15 protein-coding genes are annotated in these 13,428 nt (G+C 68.8%); 9 read left to right on the forward strand and 6 right to left on the reverse strand.

Going from position 1 to position 13,428, the window contains the following annotated elements:
* Window positions 1-51: 51 nt before the first annotated feature.
* The 4 genes from VGU65_RS03470 (at window position 52) to VGU65_RS03485 (ending at window position 2,764) form a co-directional block, all read left to right on the forward strand.
* Window positions 52-606, forward strand: a complete 555-nt coding sequence (locus VGU65_RS03470; RefSeq protein ID WP_327472903.1) for an N-acetylmuramoyl-L-alanine amidase — start codon at window positions 52-54, stop codon at window positions 604-606.
* Between the two features lie 105 nt (window positions 607-711).
* Window positions 712-1,578, forward strand: coding sequence for an acyl-CoA thioesterase II (gene tesB / locus VGU65_RS03475; RefSeq protein ID WP_327472905.1), 867 nt, complete (start codon window positions 712-714; stop codon window positions 1,576-1,578).
* 17 nt (window positions 1,579-1,595) lie between these two features.
* On the forward strand, window positions 1,596-1,988 hold the full coding sequence (locus tag VGU65_RS03480) for a hypothetical protein (protein WP_327472907.1): 393 nt from the start codon (window positions 1,596-1,598) through the stop codon (window positions 1,986-1,988).
* Between the two features lie 71 nt (window positions 1,989-2,059).
* A complete protein-coding gene (locus VGU65_RS03485; protein WP_327472909.1) occupies window positions 2,060-2,764 on the forward strand; it encodes an arginyltransferase in 705 nt (234 codons plus the stop codon).
* Window positions 2,765-2,792: 28 nt separating this feature from the next.
* On the opposite strand, the gene VGU65_RS03490 is transcribed toward VGU65_RS03485, so the two are convergent.
* Together VGU65_RS03490 and purT are read right to left on the reverse strand one after the other, a co-directional pair.
* Window positions 2,793-4,328, reverse strand: a complete 1,536-nt coding sequence (locus VGU65_RS03490; RefSeq protein ID WP_327472911.1) for an FMN-binding glutamate synthase family protein — start codon at window positions 4,326-4,328, stop codon at window positions 2,793-2,795.
* 92 nt (window positions 4,329-4,420) lie between these two features.
* Window positions 4,421-5,602 (reverse strand): formate-dependent phosphoribosylglycinamide formyltransferase, encoded by a 1,182-nt coding sequence (purT, locus tag VGU65_RS03495; protein WP_327472913.1) that lies wholly within the window; start codon window positions 5,600-5,602, stop codon window positions 4,421-4,423.
* Window positions 5,603-5,713: 111 nt separating this feature from the next.
* Here purT and VGU65_RS03500 point away from each other — a divergent pair, with 111 nt between their 5' ends.
* The 3 genes from VGU65_RS03500 (at window position 5,714) to VGU65_RS03510 (ending at window position 8,460) form a co-directional block, all read left to right on the forward strand.
* Window positions 5,714-7,249 carry a transglutaminase-like domain-containing protein gene (locus VGU65_RS03500; protein WP_327472915.1) on the forward strand — a complete coding sequence of 512 codons (1,536 nt, stop codon included), beginning with the start codon at window positions 5,714-5,716 and terminating at the stop codon, window positions 7,247-7,249.
* A 62-nt stretch (window positions 7,250-7,311) separates the two neighbouring features.
* Window positions 7,312-8,178: an SPFH domain-containing protein gene (locus VGU65_RS03505; protein WP_327472917.1), complete on the forward strand. Its 867-nt coding sequence runs from the start codon at window positions 7,312-7,314 to the stop codon at window positions 8,176-8,178.
* Window positions 8,179-8,271: 93 nt separating this feature from the next.
* On the forward strand, window positions 8,272-8,460 hold the full coding sequence (locus VGU65_RS03510; RefSeq protein WP_327472919.1) for a type II toxin-antitoxin system antitoxin: 189 nt from the start codon (window positions 8,272-8,274) through the stop codon (window positions 8,458-8,460).
* 36 nt (window positions 8,461-8,496) lie between these two features.
* On the opposite strand, the gene VGU65_RS03515 is transcribed toward VGU65_RS03510, so the two are convergent.
* Both VGU65_RS03515 and VGU65_RS03520 read right to left on the reverse strand, forming a co-directional pair.
* Window positions 8,497-8,877, reverse strand: a complete 381-nt coding sequence (locus VGU65_RS03515) for a hypothetical protein (RefSeq protein ID WP_327472921.1) — start codon at window positions 8,875-8,877, stop codon at window positions 8,497-8,499.
* 31 nt (window positions 8,878-8,908) lie between these two features.
* The gene (locus VGU65_RS03520) at window positions 8,909-9,304 is read right to left on the reverse strand and encodes a DUF423 domain-containing protein (RefSeq protein ID WP_414655789.1); all 396 of its coding nucleotides are present in this window, start codon (window positions 9,302-9,304) and stop codon (window positions 8,909-8,911) included.
* Window positions 9,305-9,374: 70 nt separating this feature from the next.
* Here VGU65_RS03520 and VGU65_RS03525 point away from each other — a divergent pair, with 70 nt between their 5' ends.
* Window positions 9,375-9,974: an SCO family protein gene (locus VGU65_RS03525; protein WP_327472925.1), complete on the forward strand. Its 600-nt coding sequence runs from the start codon at window positions 9,375-9,377 to the stop codon at window positions 9,972-9,974.
* 2 nt (window positions 9,975-9,976) lie between these two features.
* A complete protein-coding gene (locus VGU65_RS03530) occupies window positions 9,977-10,417 on the forward strand; it encodes a copper chaperone PCu(A)C (protein WP_327472927.1) in 441 nt (146 codons plus the stop codon).
* A gap of 37 nt (window positions 10,418-10,454) precedes the next feature.
* Here VGU65_RS03530 and VGU65_RS03535 read toward each other — a convergent pair whose 3' ends face one another.
* Together VGU65_RS03535 and VGU65_RS03540 are read right to left on the reverse strand one after the other, a co-directional pair.
* Window positions 10,455-11,315: a cytochrome c oxidase assembly protein gene (locus VGU65_RS03535; protein ID WP_327473255.1), complete on the reverse strand. Its 861-nt coding sequence runs from the start codon at window positions 11,313-11,315 to the stop codon at window positions 10,455-10,457.
* A gap of 242 nt (window positions 11,316-11,557) precedes the next feature.
* On the reverse strand, window positions 11,558-13,426 hold the full coding sequence (locus tag VGU65_RS03540) for a Gldg family protein (RefSeq protein ID WP_327472929.1): 1,869 nt from the start codon (window positions 13,424-13,426) through the stop codon (window positions 11,558-11,560).
* Window positions 13,427-13,428: the final 2 nt, after the last annotated feature.

Here is a 13,428-nt window from a genome sequence, read left to right on the forward strand (position 1 = left end):
GGCCGCAGTGGGACCGCGCATGATAGCCGGTGCCGTGCGAGACTTCCTGCCATGTGCGCCATCGCCGACCAGCCGCTGCCCTACGTCGACTGCCTGCCCGAGCGCCCGGCCGGAGCGGTGACGCTGGCGGTAATCCATTGCACCGAACTGCCCGATCTCGCCACGGCGCGCGAATACGGCGAGAAAGTGCTCTACGAAAGCGGTGCCGGCAACAGCGGGCACTACTACATCGACCGCGACGGCCGCATCGCCTGCTACGTGCCCGGCACGCGCATCGCCCACCACGTGCGCGGCCGCAACGCCGACTCGATCGGCATCGAGCTGGTCAATCTTGGGCGCTACCCGGACTGGTTCGCGGCAGGCAACCAGACCATGGGCGAGCCGTATCCGCCTGCACAGGTCGAAGCCCTGCGCCGGCTGCTGGCGCAGCTTCGAAAGGATTTCCCGAACCTGCGCGCGGTGGCCGGCCACGAGGACCTGGATACCGCCCGCGTGCCGGCCAGCGACGATCCCCTGGTGATGGTGCCGCGCAAGCTCGATCCCGGACCGCTGTTCCCGTGGGACGCGATCGTTCCCGCGTGCGGACTGGAGCGCATCCGGGCCTGAGCGGCTATGGGGCGAGCACAACCCCTTCTCCCCTACAGGGAGAGGGCCGAAGGCGCCCCGGCGCTCCCCTATAATCCACTCTCCCCCACGCACCACGGACACCCCATGCGGGAAGAGCACGTCAAGGAACTGGTCGAACTGCTGCAGCTCGAGCGGCTGGAAGACAACCTGTTCCGCGGCCAGAGCCGCGACATCGGAACGCGCTTCGTGTTCGGCGGCCAGGTGCTGGGCCAGGCCCTGGCGGCCGCGCAGCAGACCGTCGACCCCAGTCGCGAAGCGCACTCGCTGCATGCCTATTTCCTGCGCGCGGGCGACATCGAGGCGCCGATCGTCTATTCGGTGGAGCGCGCGCGCGACGGTGGCAGCTTCTCGGCACGGCGCGTGGTGGCGATCCAGCACGGGCAGCCGATCCTCAACGGCGCGATCTCCTTCCAGGAACCCGAGAAGGGTTTCGAGCACCAGAGCGCCATGCCCGAGGTGCCCGCGCCGGAAGACGTCGAGCCCATGCGCCACCTGCCGCCGGACGAACTGGCCAAGCTGCCGGTGAAGCTGCAGCGCTGGCTGGGCATCGACGGTCCATTCGAGTTCCGCCAGGTATGGCCGCGCGACGAGCTGCGCCCGACCAAGCGGCCGCCGATCCAGCACATCTGGTTCCGCCTGACCGCGCCGATCGGTGACTCGCCGGTGCTGCACCGTGCGCTGCTGGCCTACGCGTCGGACTTCCACCTGATCGGTACGGCCACGCTGCCGCACGGCATCTCCTACATGACCCACAATGTGCAGATGGCCAGCCTCGACCATGCGCTGTGGTTCCACCGCCCGTTCCGCGTGGACGAATGGCTGCTTTACTCGTTCGACAGTCCCACGGCGCAGGGCGGCCGTGGCCTCGCACGCGGGCAGATCTTCAGCCGCGACGGCGCTCTGGTCGCCTCCACCGCGCAGGAAGGGCTGATCCGCCTGCGCGGCGAGTGAGGCATTAGACTCGCACCATGCGCCCGCTCTACACCTCGCCCCGCCAGGAAAACATCGACCGCGTGGTCGCGCTGCTCGCCGAACACGGCATCGACACGACCATCACCGGCCGTTCCAACTGGAACCGCCCCAGCTACCAGCGCTTCAGCTATTCCCAGCGCAGCGAGAACCGCGAGAGCTGGCCGCAGGTGTGGGTCAACCGCGCCGACGACTACACCCAGGCGCGCGCCCTGATGCGCGGAATCGGCATCGAGCCGATGGTGCGCCACGGCGAGGAACTCGCCCTGGCGCGCAACCCCACGCCCGAATCGCGGCGCGCCAGCGTGGCGACGCGGGTAAGGCGCATCGTCCTGCTGGTGCTTGCCGCCGCGTTCGTGGTGCTGATGCTGCGCTACATGGGCAAGCTGTAGCGGCCATCAGGTCAAGGCGGCCTTCTCGGAAAATTTGCAACCGTGCGGCAGCGCGGTCATAGAATCGGCTCATGCGCTCCGAACGCGTTCGCCTGTTCCAGACCTTGCCGCACACCTGCGGTTATTTCGCCGAGCGCACGGCACAGAACCTGGTGATCGACCCGGCGGCGCCGCGCCTGGACCAGCTCTACGGCCCAGCGCTGGAGCGCGGCTTCCGCCGTGCCGGCGGCCACCTGTACTACCCCAACTGCCCGCAATGCCACGCCTGCACGCCCTGCCGCATCGACGTGGAGGGCTTCTCACCGGACCGCTCGCAGCGGCGCTGCCTCAAACGCAACGCGGACCTGTCCGTGGTCGAGTGCATGGCCGGCTACAACGCCGAGCGCCACGCGCTGTACGAGCGCTACCTGCGCACCCGCCACAGCGGCGGGGGCATGGATGAAGCCGACGCTAGCGACTTCCGCCGCTTCCTGACGGCACCGTGGAGCCCCACGCTGTTCCTCGAATTCCGCCGCGGAGCGCGCTTGCTCGCGGTAGCCGTCACCGACGTGTGCCTCAACGGGCTGTCGGCGGTCTACACCTTCTTCGACCCGGACGAGGCCGCCCGCAGCCTGGGCACCTACGCCATCTTGCAGCAGGTGCAGCTGGCCCGCCGCCGCGGCCTGCCGTGGGTATACCTGGGGTTCTGGATCGAAGGCCACCCGAAGATGGACTACAAGCGCCGCTACCGCCCGCTGCAGGTCCGTACGCGCGAGGGCTGGATAGCGCTGGACTGAGCACCGGCGTCCGCGGTTCGCGCCCGCGTCAGGTGGAAGGCTGGCCGAAGGCCGTTCTGGCCGAGCCCGGTTGCGGATACGGGAACAGCTTGACCAGCGGCACCGAGAGGCCGTCGTCGCCCACCACGCGGCAATGCGTGCGATCGAGCTGGCGCGGGTCGTCCACGCCGCAGCTGTGGGCGATGATGCCGACCTCGTACATCAGGTTGCGCGCGTAGTTCACCACCTTCTCGGTCTTGTCGGTCACCACCAGGCCGCGCTGCAGTTTCGGGTTCTGCGTGGTGATGCCGGTCGGGCAGGTGTTGCGGTTGCACTGGAGCGACTGGATGCAGCCGAGCGCGAGCATGAAGCCGCGTGCGGAATTGACGAAGTCCGCGCCCATCGACAGCGCCCAGGCCACGTCGTACGCGGTAATGCGCTTGCCCGAGCAGATCACCTTGATGCGCTCGCGCAGGCCCTTGGCGATCAGTGTGTCGATGAGCGCCGGCAGTGCCTCGTGCAGGGGCAGGCCCACGCCTTCCATCAGCGTCTGCGGCGCGGCGCCGGTGCCGCCCTCGGAACCGTCGACGATGATGAAATCCGGCGCGCTTTCGATGCCGCGCTTCCACACCTCGTCGCACAGTTCGGCGATCCAGCCGCAGTCGCCGAGCACCGCCTTGAAGCCGGTCGGCTTGCCGCCGACCTCGCGCACGTGCGCGACGGCGTCGAGCAGTTGCGGTACATCGGCGATGTCCAGGTGCCGGTTGGGGCTTTGCGAATCCTCGCCCACGGGAATGCCGCGGATGGCGGCGATCTCCGGCGTCACCTTGATGCCGGGAAGCAGCCCGCCCATGCCGGGCTTGGCGCCCTGGCCGAGCTTGATGCTGACCATCTTCACCTGGGCATGCGCGCAGATAGCGCGCAGCCTGTCGTCGTCGAGCTGGCCGTCGGCGGTGCGCACGCCGTACTTGGCGGTGCCGATCTCGAAGACGATGTCGCAGCCGCCCTCCAGGTGGTAGGGCGCCAGGCCGCCCTCGCCGGTGTCCAGCCAGATGCCGGCCTTGGCCGCACCGAAGGAAAGCGCGCGCACCGCCGGTGCCGACAACGCGCCGAAGCTCATCGCCGAGATGTTGAAGAAGGCGGCGTGGTCGTAGGGCTCGCGCGCGTACGGACCAATCCGTACCGGCTTGGGTGGAACGTGGTGGCCTTCCAGCTTGGGGAACGGGGCGTTGACAAAGAAGGGCACGCCTTCGGCGGAAAGATCGCGCGTGGTGCCGAAACCGATGGTGGTGTCGGCGTTCTTGGCCGCACGGTAGACCCACACGCGCTGGGCGCGGTTGAAAGGCAGTTCCTCGCGGTCGCTGGCGAACAGGTACTGGCGGAAGAACTCGCCCAGGCGCAGGAAGCCGTAGCGGAAATGGCCGATGACGGGAAAATTGCGCAGCACTGCGTTGCCGGTCTGGTAGCGGTCGCCGATCCACACCGCCACGACCATGACCGCGGCCAGCACCAGCGCGAACAGGAACAAGGCCGTGAGAGTTTGCACCAGGACGATCAGCCAGTGCGAGAAGCCTTCCGACGCCATGGGTCTCCCCCTTCGGTTGAAGCGGAGAGCCTAACCGATCGAGCGGCCTCTCCTCCCTGCGGCGAGGCAGCCGGACCCGACTCCCGCTCCACCTACAGCTCGACCTTCAGGTGTCCGGCCGCCCGCACGGCCTTGGCACGCGCCGCGCCGACGTCCACATCGCGCGCCAGCGTCACCGCCATGCGCCGCCGGCCCTTCACCTCGGGCTTGCCGAAGATGCGCAGCTGCGTGTCCGGCTCGGCCAGCGCCTCGGCCACCCCGTGGTAGCGCGGCGCGCGGCCTTCGCCCTCGACCAGTACGGCGCAGGAAGCCGAAGGCCCCAACTGGCGGATCGCCGGGATCGGCAGGCCCAGTATCGCCCGTGCATGCAGCGCAAATTCGGACAGCTCCTGCGAAATCAACGTCACCAGCCCGGTGTCGTGCGGACGCGGGCTGACCTCGGAGAAGATCACCCGGTCGCCCTTCACGAAGAACTCCATGCCGAACACGCCCCAGCCGCCCAACGCCGCCGAGACGGCGGCGGCCTGGCGCTGCGCCTCGGCCAGCGCGGCCTCGCTCATCGGCTGCGGCTGCCAAGACTCGCGGTAGTCGCCGTGCTCCTGGCGATGGCCGATCGGCAGGCAGAAGCTGGTGCCGCCCTGGTGGCGCACCGTGAGCAGGGTGATCTCGTAGTCGAAATCGACGAACCCCTCCACGATCACCCGCCCCTGTCCCGCGCGGCCGCCCGACTGGGCGTAGTTCCAGGCCTCGGCCAGCTCGGAGAGACTGCGCACCGTGCTCTGGCCCTTGCCCGATGAACTCATCACCGGCTTGACCACGAACGGGTAGCCGATCGCCTCCGCCGCGGCGCGGTATTCGGTCTCGTTGTCGCAGAACCGGTACGGCGAGGTGGGCAGGCCCAGCTCCTCGGCGGCGAGGCGGCGGATGCCTTCGCGATCCATGGTCAGCCACGCCGCGCGTGCCGTGGGGACCACCCGCAGGCCTTCCTTCTCCAACTCGACCAGGGTCGGCGTGTGGATCGCCTCGATCTCCGGCACCACCAGGTCCGGCCGCTCCTGCGCGATCACCGAGCGCAGCGCGGCGCCATCGAGCATGTCGACCACGTGGCTGCGGTGCGCCACCTGCATCGCGGGCGCATCGGCGTAGCGATCCACCGTGATGACTTCGACCGCATAGCGCTGCAGTTCGATGGCGACCTCCTTGCCCAGCTCGCCCGAGCCCAGCAGCAGCACGCGCAGGGCGCGATCGGACAGCGGCGTGGCAAACGGCTTCATGGTCGGCTCCGGCGGAAAAGCGCGCATTGTAGGACTACGCTGCACTGCGCATTGACGTGGCGCCGGCCACCGGCTCCACTGGTGATCAGTCATCCATCCCCGGGGTTGACCATGCGCCGCGTCCTGCTCACCTTGCCCACTTTGCTGGTGGGCGTCTTCTTGCTGGGCTCCTGCACCGCCGCGCATGCGGCAGCGCCGTTGCAAACGGACTGGATGACCGTGCTGCTGGGCGGCCGCAAGGTCGGTCATCTCCAGGTCGACCGCGAGGGCGAGAACGGCATCCTCGTCACCACGCAGACCCTGGCGCTGGACCTGAGTCGCGCGGGCAAGCCCATGCATCTGGCGAACATTAGCCGCAGCTTGGAAGGCCCCCGGGGCCAGCCGCTTGGGTTCTCGGCACGTACACGGATGTCCTCCATGGACAGCACGGTCGAAGCGCACACCGACGGCGCGGGCCGCTACCTGATCACCACTACGGTGGGCGGCCAGGCCCGCACATCGCTGATGGATTGGCCCGGCGGCGCGCTGCTGGCCGAGGGACAGCGGCTGGCAGCGGTGGCCGCCGGTCGCAGGCCTGGCGACAGTTACCGGATGCGTGAGTTCGACCCGTCCAGCCTGCAGGTGGTGGATGTCCGGGTGGACATCCTGGGCGACGAAACGGTGGCCCTGCCCGGCGGCGCGATGCGGCTGAGCCACCAGCGCCAGACGCTGGCGCTGCCGCACGGCCACCAGACGCTGGACCTGTGGATCGACGGCGATGGCATCGCCCGCAAGGGCTTGATGAGTCTGCTCGGGCAACCGCTGGAAATGCTCGCCTGTGACCGCGCCTGCGCGCTTGCGCCGAACCAATCGGTAGACATGCTGCGCGCCGCCACGGTCGAATCGCCGCGGCTGCTGCCCCAGTACGTCCGTTCGGTGCCGATGCGCTATCGCATCCACGTCAGCGGAGGCATCGGGCAGCCGTTCATCGTCACCGACGAACAGCAGGTCACCGCGCTGGGCGGCGACGACTGGATGATCGACGTAAGCAGCGCCCACCCGGGGCGACAGGCGCCGCCCACGCCGGCCGACCGCGAACCCAATGCCTGGCTGCAGTCCGACGCTCCTGCCATCCGCCGGCTCGCCGCCAAGGCGGTGGGCGGCGCGCGCGACGATCTTTCGCGCATGCGGCGCCTGCGCCTGTTCGTCAGCGACTACATCACCGAGCACGGGTTGGACATCGGCTACGCCTCCGCACTGGAAGTACTCGACAGCCGCGAGGGCGACTGCACCGAGTACGCCGTGCTGCTCGCCGCCATGGCGCGTGCCCAGGGCATTCCCGCGCGGGTGGTCAGCGGCATGGTGTATGCGGACCGCTTCGCTGGCGAATCACGGCAGTTCATCCCCCATGAGTGGGTGCAGGCCTGGGTCGATGGCCGCTGGGAGAGCTTCGACTCGGCGCTGCGCCATTTCGACAGCACCCACCTGGCGCTGGCCAGCGGTGACGGTGATCCCTGGCATTTCGCCGCCACTACGCAATTGTTCGGCAACCTGCATATCCGCCAGGCGGTGCCGGATGCGGACCTGAGCACGCCGGTCGGAGGATCGGCGGCGCCTGCGGGCAGCGGTACGGGCAACGGCGGCACCAGCGGCGGACGCGGCGGCTGACGCCACTTGCCGGTTGATATGTTTTTGATATCTACTTCTCGGCACCTTAGGGAGGTAGCGACATGAACGAGCGCAAGGGTTTTTCGATTGCCGGCATTCCCTTCATAGGGGTCTGCCTGGCCCTGGCGGCCATTGGTCTGGGGCTGCTGGTGACGGCCGAGGCCGGGCAACCGGCCCCGCATGTGATCCCGGGAGCCTTGTTGCTGGTTCTCACCGGCTTTTTGCTCAAGGGCTTTTTCCAGGTCGCGCCCAACGAAGCGCAGGTGATGCAGCTGTTCGGTAAGTACGCCGGCAGCGTGCGCGATGAGGGCCTGCGCTGGACCAACCCGTTCTACGCCAAGGCGCGCCTTTCGCTGCGCGTACGGAATTTCGAGAGCGGCAAGCTCAAGGTCAACGACAGCGACGGCAACCCGATCGAGATCGCCGCCGTGGTGGTATGGCAGGTGATCGACACGGCCGAGGCAGTGTTCCGCGTTGACGATTACGAGAACTTCGTGCACATCCAGAGCGAATCGGCGCTGCGGCAAATGGCGCAAAGCTATCCGTACGACGCCCACGAGGAAGGCCAGCCCTCGCTGCGCAGCCACGGCGAGGTGATCAACAACCACCTGCGCGACGAGATCCAGGCCCGGCTGGAACGTGCCGGCGTGCAGGTGATCGAGGCGCGCATCAGCCATCTGGCCTACGCGCAGGAAATCGCCCAGGCGATGCTGCAGCGCCAGCAGGCCGGCGCCATCATCGCGGCGCGCACACGCATCGTCGAAGGCGCGGTGAGCATGGTCGAGATGGCGCTGGACCAGTTGAGCCGCCGAGGCGTGGTGGAGCTGGACGAAGAACGCAAGGCGGCGATGGTCAGCAACCTGCTGGTGGTGCTCTGCGGCGAGCGCGGCACCCAGGCGGTGGTCAATACCGGCACGCTGTACGGATGAGGACGGCCCATGACCCATGCCCTGTCCGACCCGTCGTGGCCCCGGTGATCGGCATCGCCATGGCCGCGCAGCGGCGCGAGCGCCGCTGAACCCATGGCCGCGGAGAAGAAAGCCTATCCCCTGCGGATCAGCGCCAGCGTCCTGGAGGCGATGCAGCGCTGGGCGGACGACGAATTGCGCAGCGTCAACGCGCAGATCGAGTACGTGCTGCGCGAGGCATTGCGAAAATCGGGACGGATGAACGCAGGCACGACCCGCCCGGCGACCGACGACGAGGCGTAGCCTGGCACCGGCGACCTCCGCAACCCACCCGAAGCTTCAGCGCGATACCGCGGCCAGTGGCTGCGGCCGCAAGCCGGGCAGCCGCACCACCTGCGGCCCGGCATCTCCGAGCACCACCAGCCAGCGACCTTCGAGCACGAGGCGGTCGACGTCGGCCAGGCCGCTGGCGCGGTCGATCGTGCCCAGTGGCTGGCCATTGCGCGCGTCGTAGGCACTGATGCGGTCCTGCTGTCGGTCCGCCACCAGCAGCCAGTCGTGGCCCTCGGCGGTCCAGCGCACCAGTTGCTTCTGCGGGCGTTCCACCGGAGCCGGCAGGACGAGCGCAGCCAGCGCCGCCGCGGCGAGGGCGGTCGCGGCAAACCGCAGGCGCCGGTCGAGCCGGCGCGGAAGTCGCGAAGGGGAGAGGTATCGGCGCATGCGCGCAGCATCGCGCCGGCGCATGACGCGGCTATGACGCGGGCTTGTCCATGCGATGAAGCGCCATGCCCAGCGCGATCCAGCCGACGATGAAGGCGACGCCGCCCAGCGGCGTGATCGCACCGCACCAGCGCGGCGAGCCCAGCGCCAGCGCATAGAGGCTTCCGCTGAACAGCACGATGCCTACGGCGAAGGCGCCCGAGGCGATACGCCGTGCACGGCCATCCGGTGCCAGGCAGGCCGCCGCCAGCGCCAGCGCGTGCCAGAAGTGGTATTGCGAGGCGGTATGCCAAAGCTCGCGCCCGGCCGGATCCAGCACGCCGCGCAGCGCGTGCGCACCGAAGGCGCCCAGCACCACCGCACTGGCGCCGGCCATGCCGGCTAGCCATGAAGGCCAGTGCCCGAGGGTGGGGACAGGTTGTCGCATAGGCTCCTCATCGGCGGCGCCCCAACGCCGCGTGGCGTATGCTGGCGTGATGCATCGCCCGGATTCTTGCATGAAGCCTTCGCGTCTGGCCCGTCTGCTGTTGCTCGTGGTCGTGCTGTCCCTGGCCGCCTGCCATCGCGAGGGCGCCCTGCCCTGGCGGCTGACCAACGTCAGCGGCCATATGCCCGACCTCAAGTTCCAGCTCACCGACGATGCGGGCAAACCGGTGACCGGCGAGGACTATCGCGGCAAGGTGGTGCTGCTGTACTTCGGCTACACCCACTGCCCCGACGTCTGCCCGTTGACGCTCGCGCACCTGCACGCGGTGCTGCAACGCGTCGGCCCATCGGCCGACGGTGCACGCATCCTCTTCGTCAGCGTCGACCCGGCGCGTGACACGCCGGCGATCATGCATGCCTACGTCAACGCGTTCGACAAGCGCGCAGTCGGCCTGACCGGCACGCCGCACGCGATCGAGGCGCTCAGCAAGCGCTATCGCTCGGCGTTCACCCGCGAACCGGACAAGGGCGATGGCCAGTACGAGGTGAGCCACAGCTCGGCGATCTACCTGTTCGACCGCCAGGGCCGCGCACGCCTGCTCGCCACGCCCGCCACCCCGCAGGACGACCTGGTCCACGACCTCTATCTCCTGCTCAAGACCGGAGATTGACCATGCGCCCGAGCCCCCTTTCCCTGCTGCTCGCCGGGCTGCTCTGCGTCGGCACCGCACACGCCGGCGAAGCGGCCCATGTGCACGCGGTCGGCGCGTGGATCCGCGTGCTGCCTGGCGCCCTGCCGGCCGGCGGCTACGTCACCCTGCGCAACGATGGCGACCAGCCGGCCGTGCTCACGGGCGCTAGCAGCCCGGCCTACGGCAGCGTGATGCTGCACCAGAGCTCCACCGAGACCGGCATGGGCCGCATGCGCATGGTCGATCGGCTGGAAGTGCCCGCGCACGGCCAGGTCGCACTCTCGCCCGGCGGCTACCACCTCATGCTGATGGACGCGGCCGGGTTGGTGCAGCCCGGGCAGACCGTGCGGGTCAGCCTGCGCTTCGCCGATGGCAGCACGCTGGCCACCGACTTCCTCGCCAAGCCCGCCAACGCGCTGTAGCGCTCGCGCCGCGGCCCGCGAGGCCGCGGAACCGGTCCTAGGCATTGCGCGCGACCGGGCCCTGCTGCACGCGGTGCTCGCGCCGGATGCGACCGCGCCTGGACAAGGCCAGCCACTGTCGCAGGGCGAACAGGGCCCCGATCGATTCGATGATCGCCGCCGGCACCCACATGATCACGCCGCCGACGAGTTGCCCGGTCAGCACGTTGAAAGTGAAGGCGCGGCCGCAGATCTCGAAGATCGGATACAGGTCGGTCTTGGAGAAGGTCACGATGGCACCCGCCAGGATCTGCGGCGTCATGGTGATCGCCGGCGAGAGTACACGCAGCCCCGGCGTCATCCGTCCGGGCGGCCGCGGCCTGTGGTCCAGCACCAGCGCCCAGTAGATGAAGCCGCTGGCGAGCATGCTCCAGTTCATGAAGCGGTAGATCCGCCAGTCCAGCATCGCCAGCGTCTGCATCGACGGCACCAGCCAGATCAGGATGAACGCGACGAACAGGAACGTCGCCACCGCCGGGTTGCCCAGCACCGCATCCACCGCCCGCCAGGGCCACGACCGCGCGGCCGGCCGCAGCACGCGCACACGCCAACTGAGCGGCAGGCCTGCTCGCAGCGCCGCGCCGGGATAGGAGGCAACGATCAGCAAGGGAGCCAGGTGGTGGAGCAGCACCTGCTGGATGCGGTGCATGAAGAACTCGTGCTCCGCGTAATAATCCAGGTAGGTATGCAGCGACAGGTAGATGATCGCCATGCCGACCCAGAACGCGACTCGCCGACCGAAGCCGACGCCAAGCTCGCGCGACCCGCGCAAATAGAGCACCGCAGCCAGCAGGAAGCTCGCGAGGAACACCCACGAAAACTCCCACGGCACGATCCATTTGAGCAGCAGTCCCATCACCGGCCCGTACGTCACCAGCCTGCAAGCATAGCCCGAACGTTCCGCATGCCGGGATGCTTGCGGCAGATTGCCGCCGCTTCAGGCGTGGATGCGCTCGGCCGGGATGTCGCTTCCTTCTGCCGCCGTGCATCGGGTAGGCGCGCAATGTATGGCCATCGACGCGAGAGTGATTGCTCCAGCCTGATGCTCCCACCGGACGGGAAGGCAACGTCGCCTCCTCCCGCATGGAATGGCCTTGGGCGCTAGCGGCGGGACCGGCTGTGGCGCACGCGGCGCCAGCCGTAGAGCAGGCCGACCAGGGTGACCAGCGCCGGCACCAGCACGATGTTGGCCACCTTCAGGCGCAAGCCCAGCGCGTCGATCTCCGCGTTGAGCTGGTGCTGCACGTCGCGCAGTTCCTTGTTGATCGCCAGGCGGCGCTGCTGGAACTGCTCGATCTCGCTCTTCTGCTGGGCGCTGGTGGCGTTGGGGCGCCCGCCCTTGGCCGGTTGCAGTTCGTCCAGCCGCTGGCGGGTCTCGGCCAGTTCGCGCTCGAGTTCCTGTTTCTTCAGCAGGAACTTCTGGTCGGCCGCAGCCTGCAGGGCGCGCACACGGGTGAACGGCCGCTGTGAGGCGGAGCGGCCGCGGATGGAAAGCAGCGCGGAGGAGCCGCTCAGGTTGTCGACCAGGTTAGTGACAAAGTCTCCGTTGTTGGCGAACACCGAAAGCATTGGCTGGCCCAGGAAGGTCTGCGTCTCCACCCACAGGCGATCACTGAGCAGGTCGGTATCGGCCACCAGCACCACTTCGGCGTCGGGGCCCGATTGCGCCAGGTGCCCCGGCGTGCCGGTGCGCTGCGGAAACGCGCTGCGAAGCGTGCCGCGCAGGCGCGCGGCGATCACGTAATGCTGGTTGTCCGGCCGGTAGCCCTGCAGCAGCGAGGTCGGATCGCTGGCCGCCTCCAGCACGCGCTCGGCGGGAACCTTTTCGGCCTCGGCGCTGCTCTGGATCAACGGCAGCAGGCGGTTCTGCGTGTCGGGGGCCAGGTCGAAGCTGCCGGTGGTCGAAACGTTGACCCGCTGCAGGCTCGCGGTCACCACGTCGGTGTGGTTGAGCTCCTGCGGCCCCAGGCCAAGCATCGCCGGATGGTTGAGGCTGCTGCCGGCCAATTCGATCTGCAACGCGCGCGAGCGGTCCAGCACGACCGACTTCGGATCGAACGCCACGCCCCAGGCCGCGAACAGGCGCGGCAGGCTGGAATCGTGGTCGTCGGTGACGCCGTTGCTGTCGACGTAGGGAGTGGTGTCCAGCTCCGCGTCGGGGTCGACGAACACCACCAGGTGGCCGCCGCGCAGCACGTACTGGTCCAGCGCGTACACCGCCGCCTCCGGCAGCCGCTTCGGGTGCACCACCAGCAGCACCTGGATGTCGTTGCCCACGCGGGTGAGGCTGCCCGCGTCGAGGGTCTTGACGTCGAACAATTGCTCCAGCTGCCGCACCACCGCCCACGGCGGCGCGCCGATGGCCGGATTGCCAGCCAACGGCAACGAACTGAGCAGGCCGATGTGCGGTTTGCTCGGCTGGTCCAGTTCGTAGAGCAGCTTGGCGATGTCGTACTCGAGGAAGGTTTCCCGCGTCGGATCGAAGAACGGAACCGACAGGCTGCGCTCCTCGCCCTCGCCCTCGCCGACCGGCAAGGCGCTGCCGACCAGCCCGAAGAACACCCGCTCGCCGTTGCTTCCGCCGTTGACCGGCGTCAGCCCGCCACCTTCGGCGCTGGCCTCGTCGTCCGAGTACGGCACCGGGTCGATCACCTGCAGGCGGATGCGGCCGCGGGAGCGGGCGACCATTTCCTGCAGCATCTCGCGCACTCGCTGCTCGTAGCTGCGCAATTGCGGCAGGTCGCGCGTGGCATGGTCGGAAAAGTACAGCGTGAGCTTGAGCGGCCGATGCAGCCCGTCGATGATGTGCTGGGTTCCGGGCGTGAGCGTGTAGAGATGGTCGGCGGTCAGGTCGATGCGCGCGGCGCGCAGCCAGCGGCTGCTGGCCAGTGTGACGCCGATGAAGGCCAGGGTCAGCGCGACCAGCGCGGCGACCAGCAGGGTACGGCGGCCGATGTGCGGGCGGCGCATCG

Origin of the sequence: Frateuria sp. (assembly GCF_035943815.1) — a bacterium.
Classification (GTDB): domain Bacteria; phylum Pseudomonadota; class Gammaproteobacteria; order Xanthomonadales; family Rhodanobacteraceae; genus Frateuria_A.

Bases quoted from the DNA above. Each gene is read 5' to 3' on its own strand.
- VGU65_RS03470 (WP_327472903.1), top strand. From the start codon at position 52: ATGTGCGCCATCGCCGACCAGCCGCTGCCCTACGTCGACTGCCTGCCC.
- tesB (WP_327472905.1), top strand. From the start codon at position 712: ATGCGGGAAGAGCACGTCAAGGAACTGGTCGAACTGCTGCAGCTCGAG.
- VGU65_RS03480 (WP_327472907.1), top strand. From the start codon at position 1,596: ATGCGCCCGCTCTACACCTCGCCCCGCCAGGAAAACATCGACCGCGTG.
- VGU65_RS03485 (WP_327472909.1), top strand. From the start codon at position 2,060: ATGCGCTCCGAACGCGTTCGCCTGTTCCAGACCTTGCCGCACACCTGC.
- VGU65_RS03490 (WP_327472911.1), bottom strand. From the start codon at position 4,328: ATGGCGTCGGAAGGCTTCTCGCACTGGCTGATCGTCCTGGTGCAAACT.
- purT (WP_327472913.1), bottom strand. From the start codon at position 5,602: ATGAAGCCGTTTGCCACGCCGCTGTCCGATCGCGCCCTGCGCGTGCTG.
- VGU65_RS03500 (WP_327472915.1), top strand. From the start codon at position 5,714: ATGCGCCGCGTCCTGCTCACCTTGCCCACTTTGCTGGTGGGCGTCTTC.
- VGU65_RS03505 (WP_327472917.1), top strand. From the start codon at position 7,312: ATGAACGAGCGCAAGGGTTTTTCGATTGCCGGCATTCCCTTCATAGGG.
- VGU65_RS03510 (WP_327472919.1), top strand. From the start codon at position 8,272: ATGGCCGCGGAGAAGAAAGCCTATCCCCTGCGGATCAGCGCCAGCGTC.
- VGU65_RS03515 (WP_327472921.1), bottom strand. From the start codon at position 8,877: ATGCGCCGATACCTCTCCCCTTCGCGACTTCCGCGCCGGCTCGACCGG.
- VGU65_RS03520 (WP_414655789.1), bottom strand. From the start codon at position 9,304: ATGCGACAACCTGTCCCCACCCTCGGGCACTGGCCTTCATGGCTAGCC.
- VGU65_RS03525 (WP_327472925.1), top strand. From the start codon at position 9,375: ATGAAGCCTTCGCGTCTGGCCCGTCTGCTGTTGCTCGTGGTCGTGCTG.
- VGU65_RS03530 (WP_327472927.1), top strand. From the start codon at position 9,977: ATGCGCCCGAGCCCCCTTTCCCTGCTGCTCGCCGGGCTGCTCTGCGTC.
- VGU65_RS03540 (WP_327472929.1), bottom strand. From the start codon at position 13,426: ATGCGCCGCCCGCACATCGGCCGCCGTACCCTGCTGGTCGCCGCGCTG.